This is a genomic window from Pseudomonas sp. 05N431 (assembly GCF_056397005.1).
This window is the reverse complement of record NZ_JBFTMN010000002.1, coordinates 74803-101232: the sequence shown is the minus strand read 5'-3', so window position 1 is coordinate 101232 and position 26430 is coordinate 74803. Positions and strand designations below refer to the sequence as shown.

Sequence of the window (26430 nt, the reverse complement as noted above, 5' to 3'; positions counted from 1 at the left end):
TCACACAATGCCGGTGGCGTAGAAAGTACCGATGACTACGAAGACCGCCAGGGTCTTGATCAGCGTAATACAGAAAATGTCTTTATAGGCTTCGCGGTGGGTCAGGCCCGTTACCGCGAGCAAGGTAATGACGGCGCCGTTGTGCGGCAGGGTGTCCATGCCGCCACTGGCCATGGCGGCGACCCGGTGCAGCACTTCCAGCGGAATGTTCGCTGCATGGGCTGCCGCAATGAAGTCATTGGCCATCGCCGCGAGGGCGATGCTCATGCCGCCCGAGGCCGAACCGGTGATACCCGCCAGCAGGGTCACGGTGATCGCTTCATTGACCAGTGGGTTAGGGATGCTTTTGAGCCAGTCGGCCAGTACCAGGAAACCGGGCAAGGAGGCGATGACCGCGCCAAAACCGTATTCCGACGCGGTGTTCATCGCCGCCAGCAAGGCGCCGCTGACCGCGCTTCTGCTGCCCTCGGCGAGCTTGCCACGGATCGCCTGGAAGCCGAACATCAGCACCATGACGATGCCGACCAGCAACGCGGCCTGGACCGCCCAGATGGCGGTGAGCTTGGCGATTTCGGTGGTCACCGGCGCGGCCATGCCCGGCAGGCTCAGGCTGTGGGTCTTGCCGTACCACAGCGGAATCCAGTGGGTGAACAGCAGGTTCATGATGCCCACCAGCAGCAACGGCGAGAGCGCGATCCACGGATTGGGCAGCTTCACGTCTTCGGCAGTTTCCGGCTCGTTGCGCAGCACTGTGCCGTAGCCTTCACCGTTGCGCTGGGCTTTGTTGCGCTGACGCTGGAGGAACAGCATGCCGGCGCAAAAGACGAAAATCGTGCCAATCAAACCCAGCCACGGCGCCGCCCAGGCGGTGGTGTCGAAGAAAGTGCTGGGGATGATGTTCTGGATTTGCGGGGTGCCGGGCAGGGCGTCCATGGTGAAGGAAAAGGCGCCGAGAGCGATGGTCGCCGGGATCAGCCGTTTCGGGATATTGCTCTGACGGAACATTTCCGCGGCAAACGGATACACCGCGAATACCACGACGAACAGCGACACGCCGCCGTAGGTGAGCAGGGCGCAGACCAGCACGATCACCAGCATCGCCTGACGCGTGCCGAGCAGGCGAATCGCTGCGGCGACGATCGAACGTGAGAAGCCCGACAACTCGATCAGTTTGCCGAACACTGCGCCGAGCAGGAACACCGGGAAGTACAGTTTGACGAACCCGACCATTTTCTCCATGAACACGCCGGTGAAGGCGGGCGCAACGGCAGAGGGGTCAGTGAGCAGGACCGCACCAAGGGCGGCAATCGGAGCGAAGAGAATGACGCTGTAGCCACGGTATGCAGCCAGCATCAGCAGCGCGAGGGCTGCCAAGGCAATGATCACACTCATGGTGTGTCTCCTGAATTGTTATTTTTTTTGGGGTGGATCTTTTGTGGGAGAGGGCATTAGCGAGTTTCGTGCCATTCAAGCAACTTGTTGAAATATATGAATATTTTTTGGTTTGTCGCTGATGGGGGAATAATTTGTCTCAGATTAGAGACTTGTGGTGGCCTGTAGGGCCCTATCGCGAGCAAGCTCGCTCCCACATTTGTTCGGGGTTGACCCGCAAATATGAGTCTAATGCGATTCAGTGTGGGAGCGAGCTTGCTCGCGAGGGCCGCGATGCGGTTTCAAGTCATGTCTATAAATAGAGATGAATATCTCTTTATTGAGACTCGGCAATCCCCAATGCGACCATCTTCTTGTACAGCGTGGAACGCCCAAGCCCCAGCCGTGCCGCCGCTTCGATCACCTTGCCGCCACAGTGCGCGAGCGTGCTTTCAATCAACTGCCGGTCGAAGCGTTCGCGTGCAGCACTGAAAGTCTCATTGGCATGCGTTTCAATGGCTGGTGGCGTGGAGCGCTGTACCGGCACGAAACTGCCAATCGCTGCGCGAATTTCTGCAGCATTGAGGATCAGGTCATCGCTGAGCAGCGCGGCCCGCTCCAGCACGTTGCGCAGTTCGCGGATGTTTCCCGGCCAGGCGTGTTGGCTGAGCAATTCCAGCGCCTGGCTGTCGAGCTCATGCTGACTGCGCAGTTCTTCCAGGATTGCTTCGCTCAGGGCCGGCAGGTCATCGAGGCGCTCGCGCAGCGGCGGCACCTGGATCGGCAACACGTTGAGGCGGTAATACAGGTCGGCACGAAACTCGCCGCGTTTGATCGCCGCTTCGAGGTCGGTGGAGGTCGCGGCGATCACCCGCACATCGCTCTGGATCACTTCGTTGGAGCCGACCGGTTCGAATTCTTTTTCCTGCAACACCCGCAGTAATTTGCTTTGCAACGGCAGCGGCATGTCGCCGATCTCGTCGAGAAACAAGGTCCCGCCCTGAGCGATCTGCAGCTTGCCGGAGCGACCCTTGCGGTCAGCGCCGGTGAAGGCCCCCGGCGCGGTGCCGAAAAATTCGGCTTCGAGCAGCGCTTCGGGGATCGCCGCGCTGTTGATGCTGACGAAGGCTTTGTGCGCCCGTGGCGAAGCACCGTGAATCGCCTGGGCCAGCAGCTCTTTGCCGGTGCCGGTTTCACCCAGCAACAAGACCGGTGACTCGGTGCTGGCGCTACGTCGGGCGCGGCGTTTGACCTCCAGGCTGGCCGCGCTGGTACCAATGAAGTGGGCAAAGGTGTATTTGGCTTGTCGGGCCCGCAGCAGCGAACGTGTGGACGCAAGCTCTTCCTGCATGCTCAGGTAGCGCTTGAGCATCGGCGACAGGCTGCGCAATTCATCGAACAGCGCAAACCCGATGGCACCAATCACCGCGCCGGCGTCATCGTGAATCGGCAGGCGCATCACCACCAACGGCTCTTTGGGCGTGTCCTGCATGTCCAGCAGAATGGGCCGACCGGTACGCACCACCTCGCGCAACAAGCTGCCGGGAATCACGCTTTCGCACGCCTTGCCGATCGCCACTTCGGCGGACGCCAGGCCAAAGCGCTTGGCATAACGTTCGTTCATCCAGACGATGTTCGCATCGCGGTCGACGATCACCGTGCCTTCGCTGGACTGCTCGATGATCTCGAACAACGAGCGGATCGCCAGCATGCGCACACGTTGGTAGTCCTTGAGGCTTTCGGTGGTGTTCATGGTTTCACTTCCAGAATGTGTAATGCCTGTGCTGGCCCCATCGCGAGCAAGCTCGCTCCCACATTGGATCTATGGTGTTAACCGGCCCCTGTGGGAGCGAGCTTGCTCGCGATGGATGCGACGCGGTCCAACGACATGTACGTGATTATGTCCAGCCAGGATGCGCTGCGGCCAACAACTCTTTGGTATAGGGGTGCTGCGGCGCGGCGAACACTTCATGGCTGGCGCCACGCTCCACGACTTTGCCGTCCTTGATCACGATCATGTCATGGGCCAGGGCGCGAATCACCGCCAGGTCATGGCTGATGAACAGGTAGGTCAAGCCGTATTTTTCCTGAAGCTGGCGGAGCAGGGCGACCACCTGTTTTTGCACCGTGCGATCAAGCGCCGAGGTCGGTTCGTCGAGTAGGATCAATGCCGGTTTCAGCACTAGGGCACGGGCGATGGCGATCCGTTGGCGCTGCCCACCGGAGAATTCGTGCGGGTAGCGGTGACGGCTTTGCGGGTCAAGCCCGACTTCTTTCAGCACCTGGATGACCTGCGCCTCGCGCTCGGCAGCACTCGACTGGCTGTGAACTTCCAGCCCTTCGCTGATGATCTGAGCCACCGACATTCGTGGGCTGAGACTGCCAAACGGGTCCTGGAACACCACCTGCATCTGCTTGCGCCAAGGCCGCAGCTGTTTCTGGTTCAGGCTGTCGAGCGCCTCGCCCTGAAAACGGATGCTGCCTTCGGAGTCGAGCAGGCGCAGGATCGCCTGACCGAGGGTGGACTTGCCGGAACCGGATTCGCCGACGATGCCCAGCGTCTTGCCGCGTTGAATGCTCAGGCTGATGCCGTCGACTGCATGCAACCAGGTTTTGCGCTGGAACAATCCGCCACCCAGCGGAAAACGCACGTTGAGGTCGTTGACCTCCAGCACGGCTTCGCGCTCGTCACGAGGCAAGGCTTCGCCTTCCGGTTCGGCGTTCAGCAGCAGGCGACTGTAGGGATGTTGCGGTTGGTTGAACAACGTCTCGCAAGCGGCTTGTTCGACGATCTCGCCACCGCGCATCACGCAGACACGCTGGGCGATACTGCGTACCAGATTGAGGTCGTGGCTGATCAACAGCAGCGACATGCCCAAGCGTTGTTGCAGTGATTTGAGCAGCAGCAGGATCTTGCGCTGTACCGTCACATCGAGTGCGGTGGTTGGCTCATCGGCGATCAACAACTCGGGTTCGCAGGCCAGCGCCATGGCGATCATCACCCGTTGCCGTTGGCCGCCGGAGAGCTGGTGCGGATAGGCTTTCAGGCGCTCTGCGGGTTTCTGGATACCCACCAGTTCGAGCAGTTCAAGGGTGCGCTTTTGCGCCGCCTTGCCACCGAGTCCCTTGTGCACCAGCAGGGTTTCGCCAATCTGTTTTTCGACGCTGTGCAACGGATTGAGAGAGGTCATCGGCTCCTGGAAAATCATCGCGATGCGATTGCCGCGCAAGGCTCGCAACGTCCCGACGTCCGCGCCGACCAGCTCCTGGCCTCGGTAGCGAATACTGCCCCGGGTTTCGGTGCCGCCATCGGGTACCAGTTGCAGGATCGAATGGGCGGTCACCGATTTACCCGAGCCGGATTCGCCGACCAGCGCCAGGCATTCGCCGGGGCGGATGTCCAGGCACAGGTTGCGCACCGCAGCCTGACCACTGAAGGCCACGTTGAGGTCACGGATTTCGATCAGGTTGTCACTCATATTCAATGTCCGTTTCAAGATCGCGGCTCAAGAGCGCGGATCAAATGCATCGCGCAATGCTTCACCGATAAACACCAGTAAGGAAAGAATCAGCGCCAGGGTGAAAAACGCCGTCAGCCCGAGCCACGGTGCTTGCAGATTCTGTTTGCCCTGACCGATCAATTCGCCCAGCGAGGCGCTGCCGGCGGGCATGCCGAAGCCGAGGAAGTCGAGGGCGGTGAGGGTCGAGATCGCCCCGGTGAGAATGAACGGCAGGTAGCTCAAGGTCGCGTTCATCGCGTTTGGCAGGATGTGCCGCACGATCACTTTGCGGTCGGTCAGGCCCAGCGCGCGCGCCGCTTTGACATACTCCAGATTGCGCCCGCGAAGGAACTCGGCGCGCACCACGTCCACCAGTGCCAGCCAGGAGAACAGTGCCATGATCCCCAGCAGCCACCAGAAGTTCGGCTCGACGAAACCCGACAGGATGATCAGCAGGTAAAGCACCGGCAATCCTGACCAGACTTCCTGCAAACGCTGGCCGAGCAGGTCGACCCAGCCGCCGTAGTAGCCCTGCAAGGCGCCAGCGGCGATGCCGATCAGCGCGCTGATGAAGGTCAACGCCAGCGCAAACAAAATCGACACCCGGGCGCCGAAGATCACCCGCGCCAACACATCGCGCGCCTGATCATCGGTGCCCAGCCAGTTGACCTTCGACGGTGGGCTCGGCGCCGGCTGATTGAGGTCGTAGTTCGGCGTGTCGTCGCTGAACGGGATCGGCGGGAAGAGCATCCAGCCGCCGTCCTTGTGGATCAGCTTCTGCACGTACTCACTGCGGTAATCGGCCTGGAACGGCAGTTGTCCGCCGAACTCTTGCTCGGTGTAGCGTTTGAACGCCGGGAAGTACAACGAGTCCTGATAACTGAGTACCAGTGGCTTGTCGTTGGCGATCAGTTCGCCGCCGAGGGTCAGGACGAAGAGGCCGATGAACAGCCACAGCGACCACCAGCCACGGCGGTTTTTCTTGAAGCGCTCCAGGCGTCGGCGCGACAGGGGCGAGAGATTGAGCATCAGGCGTTCCTCGCGGCGAAGTCGATGCGCGGGTCGACCAGGGTGTAGCAAAGGTCACCGATGAGTTTTACCAGCAGGCCGAACAGGGTGAAGATGAACAGCGAGCCGAACACCACCGGGTAGTCCCGGGACACCGCCGCTTCGTAACTCATCCGCCCCAGTCCATCGAGGGAGAAGATCACTTCGATCAACAGGGAACCAGCGAAAAACACGCCGATCAACGCTTGGGGAATGCCCGAAACCACCAGCAGCATCGCGTTGCGAAACACGTGGCCGTACAGCACCCGACGCTCGCTCAGGCCTTTGGCGCGGGCGGTGACCACGTATTGGCGGGTGATCTCGTTGAGGAACGAGTTCTTGGTCAGGATGGTCAAGGTGGCGAAACCGCCGACCACCAGCGCCGTCACTGGCAGCACCAGGTGCCAGAAGTAGTCGGCCACTTTCCCCAGTGTCGACAGCTGATCGAAATTTTCCGAGACCAATCCACGTACCGGAAACCAGTTCAACGACGTACCACCGGCAAACACCACGATCAGAAACATCGCAAACAGGAACGCCGGCATCGCGTACCCGATAATGATTGCGGTGCTGCTCCAGATATCGAAATGGCTACCGTGATGCACGGCTTTGCGAATGCCCAGCGGAATCGATACCAGGTAGGTGATCAGTGTCGCCCAAAGCCCGAGGGAGATGGTCACCGGCATTTTTTCGAGGATCAGGTCGGTGACCGTGGCACCGCGAAAGAAGCTCTTGCCGAAGTCCAGTCGCGCATAGCTGGTGATCATCAGCCACAGGCGTTCCGGTGCCGGTTTGTCGAAGCCGTACTGTTTTTCGATGTCCTTGATCAGCTGTGGATCAAGGCCTCGACTGGCCCGTGAGCCGTGGCTGATGGCATCACCGGAAGCCCCGATGGCTGGACCACCGATGCCTTGCAGATGCGCGATGGCCTGCTCGACCGGGCCACCCGGTGCGGCCTGCACGATCACGAAGTTGACCAGCAGAATGATCACCAGCGTCGGAATGATCAGCAGCAAACGTCGAACTATATACGCCAGCATCAATGAGGCCCTCCGGGTCTGCCACGGCTGATGCGTTCGGCGGCCATCTGTTCGTTGGTCAGCGGAGTTGTGCTCATTTCCCACCAGCTCTCGATGGCTTCGTCATTGCTCGCTTGTATCGCCGGAATGCCGAAACGGTTCCACCACACGGTCGAGGAGCCTGGCGGGTAATAGTTGGGAATCCAGTAGTAGTTCCATTGCAGCACCCGGTCCAGTGCGTGGGCATAACGCAGCATGTCGGCCTGGGTGGTAGCTTTGACCAGACCGGTAATCAGCGTATCGACGGCCGGATTTTTCAGCACCATGTAATTATTGGAGCCGGGGTCGGTGGCGGCGGCCGAGCCGAAGTAGTTGTACAGTTCACTCCCTGGCGAGGTGGTCACCGGATAGCCGGTGACGATCATGTCGTAGTCACGACTCATCAAGCGGTTTACGTACTGCGACGAGTCGATCCGGCGGATGTCCAGATTGATCCCGATCTGCGCCAGGTTGCGCTTGTACGGCAGTAGCAGACGGTCCATGCCGTTCTGGCTGATCAGGAACGTAAACGCCAGTGGCTCGCCCTCGGCGTTGACCAGTCGATCGCCATCGGGTTTCCAGCCGGCTTGTTCGAGCAGCGCCAGTGCCTGCAATTGCTTGCCACGGATCAGGCCGCTGCCGTCGGTCTTCGGTGCTTCGAAAACCTGGGTAAAGACCTCGTCCGGAATCTGCCCGCGCAAGGGTTCGAGAATCGCCAGTTCGCCGGCATCGGGCAGTTGCCTGGCCGCCAACAGGCTATTGGAAAAGTAACTCTGCTGGCGAATGTACATATCGCGCATCATCTGCCGGTTACTCCACTCGAAATCCCAGAGCATCGCCAGGGCCTGACGGACGCGGCGGTCCTGGAACATCGGCTTTTGCAGATTGAACACAAAACCCTGGGAAGGTTGTGGTGCCTCTTTGGCCAGATGAGCTTTTTGCAGGCGGCCGTCGTTCAGCGCAGGTCCTTCGTAACCGATGGAATATGCGGTGGCCGAGAACTCGCGGTTGTAGTCATAGGCGCCGCCGCGCAAGACCTGACGAGCGACGTCGGTGTCGCCGAAGTACTCGATGCTGAAATGGTCGAAGTTGTACAGGCCACGGCTGACAGGCAAGTCCTTGCCCCACCAGTCGGCGTTGCGCTCGAAGGTAATGCTGCGCCCCGAATCAACCTTGCCGACGCGGTACGGGCCGCTGCCCAGTGGTGCTTCATAACCGCCGCCGTTGGCAAAGTCACGGGTCTTCCACCAGTGCTCGGGAAACACCGGCAAGGTCGCGATGTCCAGCGCCAGGGTGCGGTTCTCGTTGTTCTTGAAGTCAAAACGAATGGTGCGCGGCGACTCGACTTCGACGCCTTTGACGTCGGCGAATTGGGTGCGATAGCGCAGGCTGCCCTGGGTCATCAGCAGGTCGTAGGTGTAGCGCACGTCTTCGGCGGTGATGGGGGTGCCATCGGCGAAGCATGCCTTGGGGTTCAGGTAGAAACGCAGCCACAGGCCATCGTCGGCGCGCTCCATTTTCTCGGCCACCAGCCCGTACACGGTGTAAGGTTCATCCAGCGAACGCTGAGCCAGCGGCGAGTAAATCATCCCGTCTACCTGAGTTACGCCAATGCCCTTGTCGATGTACGGCAGCACGTGGTCAAAGTGGCCGATTTCAATCGCCGAGCGGCGCATGCTGCCGCCCTTGGGCGCCTGCAGGTTGGTATAGGCAAAGTGACTGAAGCCGGCAGGGTATTTGGCCGGTTCGCCATACACGGTCAAGGCGTGTTGTGGCGCAGCGTTCACGCCTGCAGTGCTCAGTAGCAAAGCCAGGGCCGTGAAGATCAATGAGGGGAAAGCCAGTCGCATTGTCAGCCTTAAGAGCCGGATGATCGATAAGCACAATTTGTACGCTAGCGGCGCGTGACTCGCCAGCCATAATCATTCGATACAAACGCAACGGCCCACCAGAAGGCGGGCCGTTGTTTGAGCAAATCGCGGATTGATCAGTCCTGGCGGCTGGTCACTTCCAGCAGGTGGTAACCGAACTGGGTCTTGACCGGGCCTTGCACGGTATTGACCGGTGCGCTGAAGACCACGGTGTCGAATTCCTTGACCATCTGGCCTGGACCGAACGAACCGAGGTTGCCACCGTCACGGCTCGACGGGCAAGTGGAGTTGGCTTTGGCAATGGCAGCGAAATCAGCGCCGGCTTCGATTTGGGCTTTCAGTTCGTTGCACTTGGCTTCTGTGGCAACCAGGATGTGGCGGGCAGTGGCTTTGGCCATGAGAAAAATCTCCATTCAATGTTCAGGTAAGGTGTTGAGCCTACCGGATTCAGTGACCTATTTCTCGTCAAAGTTCGGTCAATCGATTGCCGGTTTTCACCTCATCTTGCCGTTGTTCGAAAAAGACCTGCTTAAAGGCCAACGCTTTTCAAGCGTTCGGCATGCAGCAGATACAACTCGATGGGGTCGATGCCTTTGCGAACCAGACCTGCCGTTTGATTGATCGCATCCAGATGGTCCATCGGGTAATCGGAGCGCAGGACGGTGCCCAGGTGCGAGCTGTAGCGGCCGACCATCCCGTCATTTTGCTCGGACTCGCGGGTGAAAAACCTGGAAAACCCCCGACAAAAAGCATGCAGTGGATCGAGCGCATGCAGCCCTGCATCCAGCAGATTGCCTTGCAACGTGCCACTCCAGGAGTAATAACGAACGCCGTTGACCTGTTCTTCGCCGTTGCCACCCCAGGTCTTCGGCAGGCCTTGAGGGTATTTGGCATTGAAGGCCGCGACGCCTTCAGTCGTTAAAGCGTTGAGGGCGGCGACGGCGTTCTGCGGGATTTTCGGGTTGCCACTGATAAACGACAGGAATTCGACGAACAGTGTCGAGACTGCCACCGCGGCATGTTCTGGCAGGTGCCCGGGGGTCAATGCCTTGCGCAAGCAGTCGGCGAGCTCGGAGCCATGGTTCGGTCCGCTGACCGAGGTCACCGAAGCGACGTTTTGGGGCGCTATCGCTGCGGCATAACGAGCGGTCAGTGCACCTTGGCTATGGCCGATCAGATTGACTTTGCTCGCGCCGGTGCCTGCCAGCACCCGGTCGATTTGCGTCAGCAGTTGCTCGCCACGGACCTCATTGCAGTGAGCGGCCGAGAGGTGGGGTATGAACACTTGTGCGCCAGTGTTCCTCAGTGCCTGTTTCACGCCATGGAAGAGTTCCAGTTTGCCGATGCTTTCGAAACCGAAGAGGCCGTGGACCAGCAGGATAGGGTGCTGCGTGATTGCATTCCGTTGCATGTGCGTACCTGTATTCCGTAGTTCGAGTGAGGGTTCACGTCTTCACTCTAATGCAGGCCGGTAGGCGAGCGCTGTGCGAAAAAACCGCTGTAAACAGTTGAAAACGGAATAAAAATGGCGGGAAAGATCAGATATTGACGAGGCATTGCTCGGAACATTTCGACATCTTCATGTGGGGGATGAAGCTCAACAGCGGCTTTCGTCCTACCCGAGTCAGCTCATTGGCCTCTTTGTTTTAGAGGGAGAGCTGACATCAACAGGCTGACATTTAGGCTCCAATAGATCCATTCAACGCCGCTTCCAAACTATCGGGCAGCGTTTTTCCAAGGAAAGGAGAAGGTGAATGGGTACAGATACCGTGTGTGGCGATAGCGTTTCTAAAAAGGCTGTACCAGAGTGCACCGAGAGGCAGCGCATTCATGTCGGCCAGCTTGCTGAGCCGATTTTGATTGCGCCCAGGAAGGAAGACACGCGACTCCTTCAGCACCGTGTCCTCGACCCCTCCCAAAACCGTGCGGTGCTCAACGTCGAACCCTACCCGGGCATGGCCTGCGGAGACAGGATCGTGCTGTCGTGGAGTGGCATCGATGCTGATGGTGCTGCTTATTTTCACAAGACAGAGCGTTTTGTCAGCAACGCTCAGGTTGGCAAGAAAATTGTGTTCATTGTTCGTGCCCCCCATATTGCAGCGCTCGATGGCGGCTCACTTGAGGTGTATTACACCTTGAGCAGTGCCGAATTGAGCGGCCCCGTTGAATCCCGGCGACTGCAATTGGAGGTGGGAGATGTCAGGCAAGAGTTGCTTGCGGCGCTGGTGGGTGACGCCATAGGCGGCTGGCTTGCTCCCGGGCGGGTCGCTGAAGGGACGAAAGTCACCATTCGCCCCTACGCCAGAATGGCAGTGGGCGACACGGTGTTTTTGTCGTGGGCAGGCAACACGCCGAATCATGCTTTCAGTGATTCGTTGAGCATTGAACACTTTGCTGTCGGGAGCGATATCTCGTTCTGGGTTGATCCGCACTACGTCACGCCGAATCCTGGTTCAGTCGTCACGCTCAGTTACTTTGTCGAGCATCCTGGCCAGGCCAAGCGTTATTCGGAGCACACACAGATAATGATTGGTGTCCGCGAGCGGCTACCGCTCGCGATACCCGATGTGCTGGAGGCTGATGATGGGGAGTTGGACCTGCGAGATGCGCTGGATGGTGTCACGGTCGTGATCGATGAGCCAGATGTCGGGCAGGGGGAACTGGTTTACCTGAAATGCGACGGTGCTAACTTCAGTCATCGCGATAACAAAGAAGCCTCGGGTGATGCAGCGACAGTTTTCATCGTGCCTTACCGCTTTTGGCGAGAGCATCAAGACTCTACGGTTCGGGTGAGTTATAGCGTCGAGCGCCTCGATGACACGAGTCAGGCGTCGGATGTGCTGGAGATGTATGTTCGTTCAGGTGACCTGCCGCTGTAGCCAGACTCTGGGCCATGCTGCCGCTCCGGATATTCACAGGGAGCGGCAGTGCAGGGTGGTGATCGCTCGTGTTGCAGGGGCGATCAGACGTTCACTTTCGTTTCGTGGCCAGGCCCGCGCAGTTGCAGGCTGGCGTTGCGCAACAACTGCTCGGTCGCCTCCCAGCCCAGGCAGCCGTCAGTCACCGACACCCCATAGCGCAGAGTCTTGCTCAACGGTTGGCAGCCCTCGAACAAATGGCTTTCAAGCATCATGCCGATCAGCGAGTGATTGCCGCCCAGGCGTTGCTCAAGCACTTCGTTGAACACGGCAGGCTGGCGTAGCGGGTCTTTACCGCTGTTGGCGTGACTGCAATCGACCATGATCCGCGAGGCAATCTTCAGCTTCTGCAAGTCAGCCTGTATGTGCGCGACGCTCTGGACGTCATAGTTTGGCCCGCGATGCCCGCCGCGCAGTACCAGATGCGTATCCGGGTTGCCCTGAGTCTGAATGATTGCCGGGTGCCCCTGGCTGTCGACACCGAAGTGCCGATGCGGATGAGCTGCCGAGCGCATGGCATCGGTGGCGACGCCGACACCGCCATCGGTGCCGTTCTTGAAACCGACCGGCATGCTCAGGCCGCTGGCCATCTCACGGTGAATCTGTGATTCGGTGGTGCGCGCGCCGATGGCGACCCAGCTCAACAGGTCATCGAAGTAGCTGGCGGCCATCGGTTGCAGCAGTTCAGTGGCGATTGGCAAACCGAGGCGAAGCATTTCGCGCATCAATTCGCGGGAGAGGGTCAAGCCACCGACCATGTCGTCGCTGCCATCCAGGTGCGGGTCGTAGGCGAGGCCTTTCCAGCCCACCGTGGTGCGAGGCTTTTCGATGTAGGCGCGCATCACCACGAGCATTTCATCGCTGACGTCGGCCGCAAGCCGGGCGAGCTTGCCTGCGTATTCGAGGGCGGATTGCGGATCGTGAATCGAGCAAGGGCCGACGACGACCAGCAGACGGGAGTCTTCACCGTTGAGAATCGCGCGGACCGCTTCGCGGTGGGCAGCGACCTGTTGGGTCAGTGCGTGAGTGAGTGGCAATTGGTGCTTGAGTTGCAGCGAACTGGGCAAACGCTGGGTCAGCGCTTCATTGGCCGGGCTCAAGGTGGACAGCGGCAAAGCAGAGATGGACGAGTTCATATTCGGGCTTCCTGGGCTGGCGGCGGGTTTTGTCCCGCGCGCTCGGCCCTACTGGGGTGTTCGACAATTGGCCGGGTTGGCTTCGAGTGTGTGCATGCCACCTGTGGGTGACCGATCGGAGGCGGCAGGCTGTCCCGAGCGGAGGCTGGTAAATCGCCAGGCGGAAAAACTGTCGTAACGGTAATAAGTGGCGTAGTTCATGTCGTGATTCCTTGAAGTCAGTGATGTCGCTAAAAATGTGTGGGGCTGAAAAAACAAAACCCCCGGTCGGGAGGCCGACCGGGGGTTGAGAATTCTCTGGTAGGCGACCCCTTGAGTAGTGGGCGCCGTGTGGGTATCAGGCGCGCCAGTGGCTAAACCAATACCCAAAATAAAAGTTTACCGGTGCGCAGACGCCATTCACCCGTGCAGCCGCAACCGAGCGCGGGGCGCTGGCGATACGAAGCTGTGAAGGGGTATGCGGCATGGTCTGTCTCCGATGAATGCGCCGAGCTTACTAGAGGCGGGCGTGCAGATTCAATCAGTAAATGCTATCGGCTCGCAGGTGAATTTCTATGGCTTAAGCACGGCGAAGCTTTGTGCCACACTTCGTGATTGCTCGCGGACATTCATCAAGGACAACGCAGATGACGACACTGACCATCGCCGCCGCGCAATCGATCTCGATTGCCGGGGATCTTCGCGCCAATATTGCCCGGCACCAGCACTTCATCCAGGTCGCAGCCGGGCAGGGCGTGCAACTGTTGGTGTTCCCCGAGTTATCACTCACAGGGTATGAGCGCGGATTGGCGGCGGAACTGGCGATCGCACCGGATGCAGCGGTCTTGCAGCCACTGCGGGATTTGGCTCGAGAGTTGGGTGTCACCACCGTCGTTGGAATGCCGATTCGTCTGTCGGCCGATGCACCGGTACTGATTGGCGCGCTGGTACTGGCTGCCGATGGTTCGCTGGGGGTCTACAGCAAGCAGCATCTGCATTCGGGCGAGGAGGTGGCGTTTGCACCGGGCTCGGGCGGTTCGTTGCTGACGATGGGTGACGATACGATCGCGTTGGCGGTGTGTGCGGACTTTTCGCATGCCAGTCATGCCGCTGCGGCTGCTGACAAGGGGGCAAACCTCTACGCCGCCGGCGTGCTGATTACCGAAGGTGGCTATGCCCCGGACACCGCATTGCTGCAAGGTTATGCCAGCGAGCACTCGATGGTGGTGTTGATGGCCAATCATGGCGGTGCAACGGGCGGCTGGGAGTCGGCAGGGCGCAGCGCAATTTGGGCGACGGACGGTTCGCTGATCAACGCTGCCCCGGGAACCGGGGATTTACTGGTGATTGCCCGCCGAAATAGCGGTGAGTGGAGCGGCGAGGTTTTACCCGTGGCCAGTGTATGAGGAGGGCAGATGGATTTTGAGCTGCGACTGGCCTCGACGGAGCATTTGCCGTTTGCGCGAGCGTTGACCTGCCAAACCATGCTTGGCTACTACATTCGGCATGACCTGCCGTGGATCGACGAGGCGTTCGATGTGTCCTGGGCGGGTCGGGAAAACTGGCTGATTTGCCAAAATGCATCGGTGCTGGGTTTTACCAGTCTGAGCCGCGACTCGAAGGCCCTGTACATTCGCGAATTGCATGTGGTCGAGGCCTCTCGCGGTCAGGGCGTTGGCACCTGGACCCTCGAGCAGGTGTATTCGAAAGCCTGTGCAGAGCGACGTCCGGCGTTGCGTTTGACGGTGTTCAAGGACAATCCCGCCCAAGCGCTTTATCAGCGCTTGGGCCTGGAGATTGTCGGGCAGGACGACTGTTTCCTGAGGATGGAGCGTAAATGTCTGCGCTGAAACGTCTGCAAAGCCTGTAGCTCAAGCTATTCAAGACGAATTGAAACTTTTTATATAGCGCTTGCTGCTAGGTCTGCCGGATGCTTTTTGCTAAGGTGTTCGGCAACCAATAAGACCATTATCGCGAGGTGTCTGCTTGATTAGGGTGCTAGTAGTCGATGACCATGATCTCGTTCGTACCGGTATTACACGAATGTTGGCTGACATCGATGGTCTGCAAGTAGTCGGCCAGGCTGAGTCGGGGGAGGAATCCCTGCTTAAAGCGCGTGAGTTGAAACCGGATGTGGTGCTGATGGACGTCAAGATGCCCGGGATCGGCGGTCTTGAAGCCACGCGCAAGTTGTTGCGCAGCCACCCGGACATCAAAGTCGTCGCCGTAACCGTGTGCGAGGAAGATCCGTTTCCTACCCGACTGTTACAGGCAGGTGCCGCGGGCTATCTGACCAAGGGCGCAGGGCTTAATGAAATGGTGCAGGCGATTCGCCAGGTATTTGCCGGACAGCGTTATATCAGTCCGCAAATTGCCCAGCAGTTGGCGATAAAATCGTTCCAGCCGAGCAATGATTCGCCTTTCGACGCACTGTCAGAGCGGGAGATCCAGATCGCGCTGATGATTGTCGGCTGCCAGAAGGTCCAGATCATTTCCGACAAACTATGCCTGTCGCCAAAAACCGTGAACACCTACCGTTACCGCATTTTCGAGAAGCTTTCGATCAGCAGCGATGTTGAGTTGACGCTGTTGGCGGTTCGTCACGGCATGGTCGATGCCAGCCTCTGACAATGACCGACACGTTTGATCCAAGCGCCTTTCTTTCGACCGTCAGTGGGCGCCCCGGTGTGTATCGCATGTTCGACAGCGATGCGCGCCTGCTGTACGTGGGCAAAGCCAAGAACCTGAAGAAACGTCTGGCGAGTTATTTCCGCAAGACCGGCCTGGCACCCAAAACGGCTGCATTGGTTGGCCGGATTGCCCAAATTGAAACTACCATCACCGCCAACGAAACCGAAGCGCTGCTGCTTGAGCAGACGCTGATCAAGGAATGGCGGCCGCCTTACAATATCCTCCTGCGAGACGACAAGTCCTATCCGTACGTGTTTCTTTCGGATGGCGATTTTCCACGCCTGAGCATCCATCGCGGTGCGAAAAAGCTGAAGGGCAAGTACTTCGGTCCTTACCCGAGTGCCGGTGCGATTCGTGAAAGCCTGAGCCTGCTGCAAAAGACCTTTTTTGTTCGTCAGTGCGAAGACAGCTACTACAAGAACCGTACGCGACCGTGCTTGCAGTACCAGATCAAACGGTGCAAGGCACCTTGTGTCGGCCTGGTCGAACCGCAAGTGTACGCCGAGGATGTGCGTCATTCGGTGATGTTCCTCGAAGGTCGCAGCAATGCGCTGACAGACGAGCTGTCTGCAGGCATGGAGCAGGCGGCGAGCACCCTCGATTTCGAGCGGGCGGCCGAGCTGCGGGATCAGATTTCCCTGCTGCGCCGGGTGCAGGATCAACAGAGCATGGAAGGCGGAACGGGGGATGTCGATGTCATCGCGGCATTCATCAACCCGGGTGGTGCCTGTGTTCATTTGATCAGTGTGCGCGGCGGACGGGTGCTGGGCAGCAAGAACTTTTTCCCGCAGGTGGGTATTGAGGAGGATGTTGCCGAGGTAATGGCGGCGTTTCTTGGCCAGTACTTCATCAGCAGTCCCGAACGCGACTTGCCGAGCGAGTTGATCGTCAATGTGGTCCACGAAGACTTTCCGACCCTGATCGCGGCCATTGAAGAGCTACGCGGTCGCGAGTTGACCATCAGCCATCGGGTACGCGGTACGCGAGCACGCTGGCAGCAACTGGCCGTGACCAATGCCGAGCAGGCGCTCGGGGCGCGTCTGGCCAATCGTCAGCATGTTGCCGCACGGTTTGAAGCCTTGGCGCAAGTGCTTGATCTGGATGAGCCGCCGCAACGGCTGGAATGCTATGACATCAGTCACTCGAGCGGCGAAGCGACGGTGGCGTCTTGCGTGGTGTTTGGCCCGGAAGGACCGCTGAAGTCCGACTACCGCCGCTACAATATTGAAGGTGTCACGCCGGGCGATGACTACGCGGCGATGCATCAGGCGCTGACTCGACGCTTCAGCAAGCTGAAGGACGGCGAAGGCAAGTTGCCGGACATCCTGCTGGTGGACGGCGGCAAGGGGCAGTTGTCCATGGCGCGTGATGTGCTCAACGAGTTGGCCGTGCCTGACCTGATTCTTCTGGGCGTGGCCAAGGGGGCGACGCGCAAGGCCGGGTTTGAAACGCTGTATCTCAATGACGCCGCCCATGAGTTCACCTTGCGTGGGGATTCTCCGGCGCTGCACTTGATCCAGCAGATCCGCGATGAAGCCCACCGTTTTGCCATTACCGGTCACCGCGCGCGACGTGGCAAAACCCGCCGCACTTCAACGCTCGAAGGTGTGGCCGGGGTTGGGCCGACGCGGCGGCGTGACCTGTTGAAACATTTTGGTGGATTGCAGGAGCTGTCTCGTGCAAGCATCGAAGAGATCGCCAAAGCACCGGGGATCAGTAAAAAGCTCGCTGAGCTGATTTATGCAAACCTGCACAGCGAGTAGAATGCCCAACTCACCTCGTAGCCAGTTGTGCCGATGAATATCCCTAATCTGATCACCGTTCTACGCGTTCTGCTTATCCCGATCTTCATTTTGCTGTTTTACCTGCCGTACCAATGGAGTTACCTGGCGTCCGCCTCGGTCTTCGCGTTTGCTGCGGCTACGGACTGGCTGGACGGCTATTTGGCCCGCCGCCTGGAACAAAGCACACCGTTCGGGGCATTTCTCGATCCGGTCGCCGACAAGCTGATGGTCGCAGTGGCGCTGGTGTTGCTGGTGCAGGAGCACGGTAACGTGTGGCTGACATTGCCGGCAGCGGTCATCATCGGTCGTGAAATCGTGGTTTCCGCGCTCCGAGAGTGGATGGCTGAACTGGGCGCGCGTGCGCATGTTGCTGTCTCGAACCTGGGCAAATGGAAAACCGCTGCGCAGATGCTGGCGCTGGTGATCCTGCTGGCCAATCCGTCGGACTTCAGCTTTTGGGTTCTGGTGGGTTATACCTTGCTGATGGTCTCCGCAGGCCTGACGTTGTGGTCGATGGTGCAGTATCTGCGCGCTGCCTGGCCGCATCTGAAAACCGATGTAGAAAAAAAATAAAACTTTTTTGAATCAAGGGGTTGACGAGACTTCTAAATTCTATAAAATGCGCCACACCAAGACGCGGGAATAGCTCAGTTGGTAGAGCACGACCTTGCCAAGGTCGGGGTCGCGAGTTCGAGTCTCGTTTCCCGCTCCAAGCATTAAAAAATGGATCTCTGAAAAGAGGTCCATTTTTTCGTCCAAAGAAAAATCTTTCTTTGGCTTTTGCCGTGCGCGCCCCCCTGAAAACACTCAGATCCAGCCCCAATGAGCACATTTTCCAGTACATCAATCCGGTGCTCGGCAGATCGGTTTTCTCGTGGCGTGTACGATGGCTCTCACCCCGCGTGTCCATCGGCAGTTGGAGCGTAATGCTAGGCGCCTGGCCTCGGAAAACGCCTAAGAACCGGTTGTTCAACATTGAAAGTGGTACGCAAAGTTGAACATCGTGTTTCTGGTCGTGGGACTCGATAGTCCGGTCGGACCCAGAACCTCCCGCTTCAATTGGCCGCCGAGTCGGCTGACAGCGAGGGCGCTCAGGTTGAGATGTAGAGGGGGGGCGCCTTACCTTCGCTGTTCATGGCCCGTTAAGCTGTTGGGGCAGGTCGGTGATCAGTCGTTGGGCAGGTGCAGTTGCACTTCCATGGCGTCATGAAGGAGTCGGCCGACCTCGATCACGTCGCATCTGACGATCTGGGTTGCACGGGTTCATCCGCCGCGCCAAACAGCGCGTGCTGGTGCCTGATCTGCATGTGCAAATGCCTAAAAGGGGTTCTAGCCCCTGGGACGTCGGGCTAGTTGATCCGCGTGTGGAATGCGCCCTCACAAGAGTTGTGTCAGCGCTGACCCCTACGATGACCTCGCTTATCGACTGGGCCGAACTGCGTCGCGTGCACGATGCAAAGCGGGTCTTATAGTGCCTTTGAGGCAACATGCGCCCCTGCGTCGTCTCGCTGCCAACCGCCGCCCAATGCTTTGAACGTGGCCACTGCAGCGCGAGCCGATTCAGTTTGTGCCTGGGCTCTGCCATCAGATGCCGCTAGGAGATGTTCATCAGCATCCAGCACTTCGATCAAGCTGACCACGCCTTTTTCATAGGCGGAAAACGACGCCGCTCTGGCTTTCGCATACGCCGACTCGCCTTGGGCGAGCTGGGTCGATTGTTGCTCGCGGTTGATCCGTGCCGAAACAGCGTTTTCCACATCTTCGCAGGCCCGCAGAACGGCCTGGCGGTAAGCGGCCAAGGCTTCGGCTTCCTGGCCCTTTGCCAAATCAATCTGGGTATTGATGCGGCCAAAATCGAACAGCCTCCAGCGTAATCCCAGTGCCGCCGAAGCCTGACTGGCGCCGTTGCTGAACAGGTTTGCGCTGGATACCGAGGTAGCACTGCCGAGCAGCGCTCCCACAGACAGTTTGGGGTAGTACTCGGACATGGCTTCGCCGATGCGTGCGTTGGATGCCGCAAGCCGGCGCTCAGCGACGATCAAGTCTGGACGCCGACGCAGCAGGTCGGCCGGAGCGCCCATGTCCGAGAGGCCTGGCACATCAGGGATGGGCGCCGGCTTAGTCAACTGCGCGCTATAAGTGCCCGGCGCCTTGCCCAACATGACATCCAGCGCATTCATTGACGCGTCAAGGCCGGCTTGCAGTACCGGAACGTTAGCCTGCGCTTGATTCAGCGCGCCTTGGGTCTGGTTCAACTGCAGTTCAGCTGCCAGTCCTTTTGCATAGAGGTGTTCGATGGTGGTGAGCAGTTGTTGTCGCGTGTCTACTTGATGCCGGGCAATTTCCAGGCGTGCTTGAAGGCCACGGATGCTGATGTAAAGATCGGCTGTCTGCGCGACCACTGCCAGGCGTGTGGCAATCGCTCCGGCTTGCGAGGCCTGATAATCGGCGAAGGCGGCTTCTTTACCTCGGCGCAGCCCGCCAAACACATCCAGCTCCCAGCTGGCATTCAAATTCGCCTCATAGGCACTGCCGTAGCGATTATAGGAAGGGTCTGAATTCAGCACTTGGCCCAACGGAGTCTCCAATGACTGACGGGCTCGGGCCGCTTGACCGTTGACGGTAGCCGACGGCAGGAAGGCTGCGTTAGCTGCGCCCAAACCGGCGCGAGCCTGCTCGATCCTTGCGCTTGCCTGGGCTAAATCGAGGTTCTGTTCAAGTGCCCGATTTATCAGCTGACTGAGTACCGGGTCATCAAATGCATTCCACCAAGCGGCGAGATCGGCATTTGCGGCGCCCACTTGTCGTACCTTGGACGTTTGCGCCGAGAAATGCTCGGGCAATTCCACACTGGGTTTTGAGTAGTCGGGGCCCACTGCGCAACCTGCAACCATACCCAAACACAGTAAGACGGCGAAACGAGGAGGAGGGTGCATGCGGTACCTGCGAAAGGGGCGGTTTGTGACGATATTACAATTTGGTCACAAGTTGTCAACCACCTTTGGGATGAGTAAGCTGCTCGCATGAATCAGCCATCAGTTTCTTCGCCCAGCGCCCGTGGCCCAGCCGATCACGACATTCGAGACCAGATTGTTGCGGCGGCCAACGAGCATTTCAGTCAGTACGGTTATGGCAAAACAACGGTTTCTGACCTAGCCAAGGCCATCGGCTTTTCCAAGGCTTACATCTACAAATTCTTTGAATCCAAGCAGGCGATTGGTGAAGCAATCTGTACAAATTGCCTGACTGAAATCGTTGTGGCAGTGGAGCAGGCCATCAATGTAGACGGCATCTCGCCGACTGAACGTTTTCGGCGCCTGGTCAAAACCTTAATCGCTACAGGTGTGAGCCTGTTCTTTAACGACCGTAAACTCTACGACATCGCGGCGTTCGCCGCGTCGGAGCGCTGGCCCAGCTCACAAGTCTATGACGCTCAGCTCAAGAGCTTCGTGTTGCAAATCGTGCGTGAGGGGCGAGAGCTCGGCGAGTTTGAACGCAAGACACCGCTGGACGAGACGGTAGAGGCGATTCATCTCGCTCTGCGGCCCTTCATCAATCCTCTGCTATTGCAGCACAACCTCGATTTTGTTGAAGAAGCCCCTTCTCTCATCTCCAATCTTGTTCTGCGCAGCCTGATGCCTTAAACCTCTGCTGACGGATGCGCTGTGCATCCGTATCAGCGTGTGCGCCTGAAAAAACCAGATATCAAGCCTCTCTGCTTTGCTCGGATCAAGTGGGCGATGTTCATTCGTCTTGGTAGTGACTATTGACAGAAATGGTCACTTGAATAAGCATGATACATCCGCTACCGAGAGGTCTTTATGATCCAGCGCCACCGCATGTCACTCATTTTCATTGTCTTGTTGCCGTTTGCCCTAGCGGCCTGCAACGAGGCCACGCCTGCCGATCCTCGCCTTCAAGTGCCCTTGGTGCGCATCGGCGTGGTTCAACCCTCCGCGCCTGCAGCACGGCTATTCACCGGTATCGTCGCGGCTCGAGTTCAGAGCGATCTCGGTTTTCGGGTGCCAGGGAAAGTCTTGGAGCGCTTGGTGGACACTGGGCAGAGTGTCAAACGTGGGCAGCCACTCATGCGCATCGATGCCAACGACCTGACGCTGACCGCGAGGGCGCAGCAGGAAGCGGTGCTGGCCGCTATGGCCCGAGCCCGGCAGGCCTCCGATGATGAGTTTCGCTACCGTGATTTGGTGGCCGTCGGTGCGGTATCTGCCTCAGCTTACGCAGGGATCAAAGCGGCGGCCGACTCGGCGAAAGCTCAGCTAAACGCTGCCCAGGCCCAGGCTGATGTGGCGAAAAACGCGACCGGTTATTCGATGTTGCTGGCGGATGCTGACGGGGTGGTAGTGGATACCTTGGCGGAGCCGGGGCAGGTGGTTGGCGCAGGGCAGGTGGTGGTACGCGTTGCCCATTCAGGGCAGCGTGAGGCCGTGATCCAGTTACCCGAGACGCTACGTCCTGCGCTGGGCTCGGTGGCGACGGTTGAGCTCTACGGGCAGAACCAGCGTGCAGGCAGCGCCCGTTTACGTCAGCTGTCCGACTCTGCGGACCGACAGACCCGAACGTTTGAAGCGCGTTATGTGCTGGAGGGGGCGCTCTCCAACGCCACGCTGGGTTCGACGATCTCCGTGGTGATCGCTGAGGCGCAGGGTGTCGATGCCAAGGAATTACAGGTGCCCATCGGGGCCCTCTACGACGCCGGTAAAGGCCCGGGGGTCTGGGTGGTGGGCGGGGAACCTGAGCAGGTGGCATGGCGCCCGATCAAGGTTCGCAGCCTGAATAATGAGGCCAGCGTGCGCGTGACGGGTGATCTGCAGGTGGGTGATCGTGTTGTCGCATTGGGTGCTCACTTGCTGAGCGAGGGAGAGAAAGTCAGGACTGAACGTGTCGATGCCGCGCAAAAAACGGTGGTTGAGGTGAGTCGATGAGTGGCTTCAATCTTTCGGCGCTGGCAGTCCGCGAGCGCTCAATCACCCTGTTTTTGATCCTGCTGATTTCTGTGGGTGGCTTGTACGCCTTCTTCAAGCTGGGGCGCGCGGAAGACCCCGCATTCACCATTAAACAAATGACGGTGGTCACTGCCTGGCCTGGGGCGACGGCCCAGGAGATGCAAGACCAGGTGGTAGAAAAGCTGGAAAAACGCATGCAGGAACTGCGTTGGTACGATAGGACCGAAACCTTTACCCGGCCCGGCTTGGCATTCACCACGGTTTATCTGCTCGATAGCACGCCACCCTCAGCCGTCCAGGAGGAGTTTTACCAGGCGCGCAAGAAAGTCCTGGATGAGCAGAAGGGGTTGTCGTCTGGGGTGATCGGCCCGATGGTCAATGATGAGTATTCCGATGTCACCTTCGCGCTCTATGCGCTCAAGGCCAAGGGCGAGCCGCAGCGTTTGGTGGTGCGCGAAGCCGAGAGTTTGCGCCAGCGTTTGCTGCATGTGGCGGGTGTGAAGAAGGTCAACATCATCGGTGAACAGGCCGAGCGCATTTTTGTCGAGCTGTCCTACGAGCGTCTGGCGACACTGGGCATTTCCGCACGAGACATCTTCAGTGCGTTGAACACGCAGAACATGATAACGCCGGCCGGCTCAGTTGAAGCGAAGGGCCCACAGGTTTTCATCCGCCTGGATGGCGCGTTTGATGACCTGCAGAAGATTCGTAATACCCCACTGACGGTGCAGGGCAGAACCCTCAAGTTGTCCGATGTGGCTGAGGTCAAGCGCGGTTATGAGGACCCCGCGACATTCCTGGTACGCAACAATGGCGAGCCCGCATTGTTGCTCGGCGTGGTCATGCGCGATGGCTGGAACGGCCTGGATCTGGGGAAGTCGCTGGAGGCCGAGGCAACAGCGATCAACGAGCAGATGCCTTTGGGCATGAGCCTGACCAAGGTCACGGATCAGGCGGTGAATATTGGCGCCTCCGTCAACGAGTTCATGGTGAAGTTTTTTGCTGCCTTGGGCGTGGTGCTGCTGGTGTGTTTTCTCAGCATGGGCTGGCGTGTCGGCGTTGTGGTTGCCGCGGCGGTGCCGCTGACCCTGGCGGCCGTGTTCATTGTCATGGCGGCCACGGGCAAAGACTTCGATCGAATTACCCTGGGCTCTTTGATTCTGGCGCTGGGACTGCTGGTGGACGATGCAATCATTGCCATTGAAATGATGGTGGTGAAGATGGAGGAGGGCTACGACCGAATCAAGGCCTCCGCTTATGCCTGGAGCCACACGGCCGCGCCGATGTTGTCGGGGACGTTGGTGACGGCGATCGGCTTTATGCCCAACGGATTTGCCAAGTCGACCGCTGGTGAGTACACCGCGAACATGTTCTGGATCGTTGGCATTGCGCTGATTACTTCCTGGGTAGTGGCCGTGGTGTTTACCCCTTACCTGGGCGTCAAACTGCTGCCGCAGATCAAGGTGCCTGAAGGCGGGCATACGGCGATTTACGGTGCACCGAACTACCAGCGTTTCAGGCGCCTGCTGGGCAGTGTGATCCGCCGCAAAGGCCTGGTAGCGACATCCGTCGTGGGCTTGTTTGTTGTTGCGATTCTGGGCATGGGCGTGGTCAAGAAGCAGTTCTTTCCAACGTCCGACCGACCTGAGGTGCTGGTTGAGGTGCAGATGCCTTACGGCACCTCTATCGAACAGACTGATGTGGCGGCGGCCAAGGTCGAGGCGTGGTTGGCTCAGCAGCCGGAAGCCAAGATCGTCACCGCTTACATTGGCCAGGGCGCGCCGCGCTTCTACTTGGCGATGGCCCCTGAGCTACCCGATCCATCCTTCGCAAAAATCGTCGTCCTGACCGCGAGTCAGCAAGAGCGCGAGGCGCTCAAGCTCCGCCTCAGGCAAGCCGCAGCCGATGGTTTGGCGCCTGAAGCCCGGGTGCGGGTGACGCAGTTGGTATTTGGTCCTTACTCACCGTATCCGGTGGCCTTTCGGGTGATGGGCGCCGACCCCGCAGTGTTGCGGGATATCGCCGCGCAGGTGCGTGAGGTCATGACCGCCAGCCCCATGATGAGGACCGTCAACACCGACTTGGGCGAGCGCGCGCCGGCACTTCATCTCACGCTGGATCAGGATCGCCTGCAAGCATTCGGCTTGACCTCGACCGATGTCGCGCAACAGCTGCAATTTCTGCTCACGGGGGTGCCTGTCACCGAGGTGCGTGAGGACATTCGTTCGGTTCAGGTGGTCGCTCGCTCCGCTGGGGAGACGCGTCTGGATCCATCGAAAATTGCCGCCTTCACGCTGACCGGCGCCCAAGGCCAGCGCGTGTCGCTGTCCCAGGTAGGGGCGGTGGATGTGCGCATGGAGGAGCCCATTCTGCGGCGTCGTGATCGGACGCCGACCATTACCGTGCGCGGTGACGTGGCTGAAGGTCTTCAGCCTCCCGATGTCTCCAACGCCTTGATAACGCAGTTGCAGCCCATCATCGAAAAACTGCCGGCGGGCTACCGCATTGAGTTTGCCGGCTCGATCGAGGAGTCGGGTAAAGCGAACAAGGCATTGCTGCCGTTGTTCCCGATCATGATTGCGCTGATGTTGCTGACCATCATCATTCAGGTGCGCTCGATGTCGGCAATGATGATGGTGTTCGCCACCGCGCCTTTGGGCCTGATTGGTGTGGTGCCAATTCTGCTGCTGTTCCAGCAGCCGTTCGGGATCAACGCCTTGGTGGGACTGATTGCATTGTCAGGGATTCTGATGCGCAACACGCTGATCCTCATCGGCCAGATTCACTCCAATGAGCAAGCCGGCCTGTCGCCTTACAACGCAGTGGTCGAAGCCACTGTGCAGCGCGCGAGGCCCGTGATTCTCACGGCGTTGGCGGCGATGTTGGCGTTCATTCCGCTGACCCATTCGGTGTTCTGGGGAACGTTGGCCTACACACTGATTGGCGGTACGTTTGCCGGCACCGTGCTGACCTTGGTGTTCCTGCCAGCGATGTACGCCCTCTGGTTCAAGATCAAGTCTGAAGCCTCACAGGAATTCTCGACGCATGTACGTCCTGTCTGATTGAGCGGGCAAACGTTCGCTTGGGCGAGCGTTACGCCCTCTCAAGGCTGGCCGAAGACAATACGAAATCATGGCCCTGATAAACGGGGCCATGACGAAGAGAGCATCCCGGCACATCACCTCGGCTGCAATGAATCGCTCAGGTTTAAGCCACCCCATCACCTTTGCGGGGCTTTTCGGCCTCGTGGATTTGGTTTCACGGGGACGCTTTTCCCGTACTCGCTCCACCAGGTGGCGAGTGCCTCCATCGTCGGTCCGAGTGCACGCGCCTTGGCTGTCATCTCATATTCGACGCGCGGTGGTACTTCCGCGAAGACTGTTCGCGAGATCAGGCCATCGTTTTCAAGCTCTCGGAGTTGCGCCGTCAGCATGTGTTGCGTGATGCCGCTAATCGCCTTGCGCAGTTCTCCGAAACGATAGATTCGCTGGTTCAACAACCACATGATTTCCAGTTTCCACTTGCCTGAGAGCAGCGCAAATGCGCGGCGCATTTCCTCGTGCATGTTGATCTGAGCGTCATTATTAGTCTGGTTTTCCATACTAAGCACCACTTTTTCATCCTGCTTGTGGGTTTTCATGTTAGGCGACATCTTTGACCTGAGTCGACGCAAAAATCGCCTGCTTAGGAAAACCTCATGATCGAAAACTACATTTATTGGATCAGCACGGCGCTACTGTCGCTGCTCTATTTCGCTTCTGCCTCCCTGTACATCGCCAAAGCAGACTATGTTCGAAATGCACAGGCGGAGTTGGGTTATTCAGCCTCCCACCTGGTGCCCTTCATGATCATGGTCAAGGTACTGGGTCCTGCTGCGATTCTGTGGCGCTTTAACGTGGCGCTCAGTGATCTTGCCTATGCAGGCATGTTTTATCACCTGCTGCTCTCCGCCCTGGCACACCTGGGTGTTCGCAAGCCCAAGGGTTCTCTCCCGGCAGTCGTAGCACTGATCCTCCTGGCGGCCTCCTTCATGACACAAAACGCTGTTCGCGATCTTCCGTCGCCTTACGCACCGCCGACGGCGGTCATCCAAACGCCTCTTGAATAAAGG

21 protein-coding genes and 1 tRNA gene are annotated in these 26430 nt (G+C 58.8%); 11 read left to right on the top strand and 11 right to left on the bottom strand.

Annotation, left to right across the window (positions count from 1 at the left end):
- The 8 genes from AC1DIG_RS03465 to AC1DIG_RS03430 all read right to left on the bottom strand — a co-directional run bounded on the left by AC1DIG_RS03465 (position 1) and on the right by AC1DIG_RS03430 (position 10258).
- Positions 1-1392, bottom strand: a complete 1392-nt coding sequence (locus AC1DIG_RS03465) for a GntP family permease (RefSeq protein WP_477766157.1) — start codon at positions 1390-1392, stop codon at positions 1-3.
- A 316-nt stretch (positions 1393-1708) separates the two neighbouring features.
- Entirely contained in the window at positions 1709-3124 is a 1416-nt protein-coding gene (locus AC1DIG_RS03460) for a sigma-54 interaction domain-containing protein (RefSeq protein WP_477766156.1), read from the bottom strand.
- A 145-nt stretch (positions 3125-3269) separates the two neighbouring features.
- Positions 3270-4850 carry an ABC transporter ATP-binding protein gene (locus tag AC1DIG_RS03455; RefSeq protein WP_477766155.1) on the bottom strand — a complete coding sequence of 527 codons (1581 nt, stop codon included), beginning with the start codon at positions 4848-4850 and terminating at the stop codon, positions 3270-3272.
- Between the two features lie 27 nt (positions 4851-4877).
- Positions 4878-5900 carry an ABC transporter permease gene (locus AC1DIG_RS03450; RefSeq protein ID WP_477766154.1) on the bottom strand — a complete coding sequence of 341 codons (1023 nt, stop codon included), beginning with the start codon at positions 5898-5900 and terminating at the stop codon, positions 4878-4880.
- Positions 5900-6958, bottom strand: a complete 1059-nt coding sequence (locus AC1DIG_RS03445; RefSeq protein ID WP_477766153.1) for a microcin C ABC transporter permease YejB — start codon at positions 6956-6958, stop codon at positions 5900-5902. Before AC1DIG_RS03445 ends, AC1DIG_RS03450 begins: the two co-directional genes overlap by 1 nt.
- Complete coding sequence (locus AC1DIG_RS03440) at positions 6958-8826, bottom strand: extracellular solute-binding protein (protein WP_477766152.1); 1869 nt, start codon at positions 8824-8826, stop codon at positions 6958-6960. Before AC1DIG_RS03440 ends, AC1DIG_RS03445 begins: the two co-directional genes overlap by 1 nt.
- A 137-nt stretch (positions 8827-8963) precedes the next feature.
- Complete coding sequence (locus AC1DIG_RS03435) at positions 8964-9245, bottom strand: peptidylprolyl isomerase (protein WP_019690941.1); 282 nt, start codon at positions 9243-9245, stop codon at positions 8964-8966.
- Between the two features lie 131 nt (positions 9246-9376).
- Positions 9377-10258, bottom strand: a complete 882-nt coding sequence (locus tag AC1DIG_RS03430) for an esterase/lipase family protein (protein ID WP_477766151.1) — start codon at positions 10256-10258, stop codon at positions 9377-9379.
- Positions 10259-10601: 343 nt separating this feature from the next.
- Between AC1DIG_RS03430 and AC1DIG_RS03425 the strand changes: the two genes are divergently transcribed.
- Positions 10602-11726: a hypothetical protein gene (locus AC1DIG_RS03425; RefSeq protein WP_477766150.1), complete on the top strand. Its 1125-nt coding sequence runs from the start codon at positions 10602-10604 to the stop codon at positions 11724-11726.
- An 83-nt stretch (positions 11727-11809) separates the two neighbouring features.
- Here AC1DIG_RS03425 and AC1DIG_RS03420 read toward each other — a convergent pair whose 3' ends face one another.
- Complete coding sequence (locus tag AC1DIG_RS03420; protein ID WP_477766149.1) at positions 11810-12901, bottom strand: 3-deoxy-7-phosphoheptulonate synthase; 1092 nt, start codon at positions 12899-12901, stop codon at positions 11810-11812.
- A 626-nt stretch (positions 12902-13527) separates the two neighbouring features.
- Here AC1DIG_RS03420 and AC1DIG_RS03415 point away from each other — a divergent pair.
- The 6 genes from AC1DIG_RS03415 (at position 13528) to AC1DIG_RS03390 (ending at position 18067) form a co-directional block, all read left to right on the top strand.
- Entirely contained in the window at positions 13528-14286 is a 759-nt protein-coding gene (locus tag AC1DIG_RS03415; protein WP_477766148.1) for a carbon-nitrogen hydrolase family protein, read from the top strand.
- 9 nt (positions 14287-14295) lie between these two features.
- Entirely contained in the window at positions 14296-14730 is a 435-nt protein-coding gene (locus tag AC1DIG_RS03410) for a GNAT family N-acetyltransferase (protein WP_477766147.1), read from the top strand.
- A gap of 136 nt (positions 14731-14866) precedes the next feature.
- Positions 14867-15508 (top strand): response regulator transcription factor GacA, encoded by a 642-nt coding sequence (gacA, locus tag AC1DIG_RS03405; RefSeq protein ID WP_019690936.1) that lies wholly within the window; start codon positions 14867-14869, stop codon positions 15506-15508.
- 2 nt (positions 15509-15510) lie between these two features.
- Positions 15511-17334, top strand: a complete 1824-nt coding sequence (gene uvrC, locus AC1DIG_RS03400) for an excinuclease ABC subunit UvrC (protein ID WP_477766146.1) — start codon at positions 15511-15513, stop codon at positions 17332-17334.
- A 33-nt stretch (positions 17335-17367) separates the two neighbouring features.
- Positions 17368-17928, top strand: a complete 561-nt coding sequence (gene pgsA / locus AC1DIG_RS03395) for a CDP-diacylglycerol--glycerol-3-phosphate 3-phosphatidyltransferase (RefSeq protein ID WP_123583870.1) — start codon at positions 17368-17370, stop codon at positions 17926-17928.
- A 63-nt stretch (positions 17929-17991) separates the two neighbouring features.
- Positions 17992-18067, top strand: a tRNA-Gly gene (locus AC1DIG_RS03390).
- 754 nt (positions 18068-18821) lie between these two features.
- On the opposite strand, the gene AC1DIG_RS03385 is transcribed toward AC1DIG_RS03390, so the two are convergent.
- On the bottom strand, positions 18822-20291 hold the full coding sequence (locus AC1DIG_RS03385; protein WP_477766145.1) for an efflux transporter outer membrane subunit: 1470 nt from the start codon (positions 20289-20291) through the stop codon (positions 18822-18824).
- Positions 20292-20378: 87 nt separating this feature from the next.
- Between AC1DIG_RS03385 and AC1DIG_RS03380 the strand changes: the two genes are divergently transcribed.
- From AC1DIG_RS03380 to AC1DIG_RS03370, 3 genes are all read left to right on the top strand, one after another.
- Positions 20379-20999, top strand: coding sequence for a TetR/AcrR family transcriptional regulator (locus AC1DIG_RS03380; protein WP_477766144.1), 621 nt, complete (start codon positions 20379-20381; stop codon positions 20997-20999).
- A gap of 177 nt (positions 21000-21176) precedes the next feature.
- Positions 21177-22298: an efflux RND transporter periplasmic adaptor subunit gene (locus tag AC1DIG_RS03375; protein WP_477766143.1), complete on the top strand. Its 1122-nt coding sequence runs from the start codon at positions 21177-21179 to the stop codon at positions 22296-22298.
- Positions 22295-25381 (top strand): efflux RND transporter permease subunit, encoded by a 3087-nt coding sequence (locus AC1DIG_RS03370; RefSeq protein ID WP_477766142.1) that lies wholly within the window; start codon positions 22295-22297, stop codon positions 25379-25381. The genes AC1DIG_RS03375 and AC1DIG_RS03370 overlap by 4 nt, the downstream gene beginning before the upstream one ends.
- Positions 25382-25539: 158 nt before the next feature.
- Here AC1DIG_RS03370 and AC1DIG_RS03365 read toward each other — a convergent pair whose 3' ends face one another.
- The gene (locus tag AC1DIG_RS03365) at positions 25540-25959 is read right to left on the bottom strand and encodes a winged helix-turn-helix transcriptional regulator (RefSeq protein ID WP_477766141.1); all 420 of its coding nucleotides are present in this window, start codon (positions 25957-25959) and stop codon (positions 25540-25542) included.
- A gap of 57 nt (positions 25960-26016) precedes the next feature.
- On the opposite strand from AC1DIG_RS03365, the gene AC1DIG_RS03360 reads away from it, so the two are divergent.
- Positions 26017-26427 carry a DoxX family protein gene (locus AC1DIG_RS03360; RefSeq protein ID WP_477766140.1) on the top strand — a complete coding sequence of 137 codons (411 nt, stop codon included), beginning with the start codon at positions 26017-26019 and terminating at the stop codon, positions 26425-26427.
- The last annotated feature ends 3 nt before the right edge of the window (positions 26428-26430 follow it).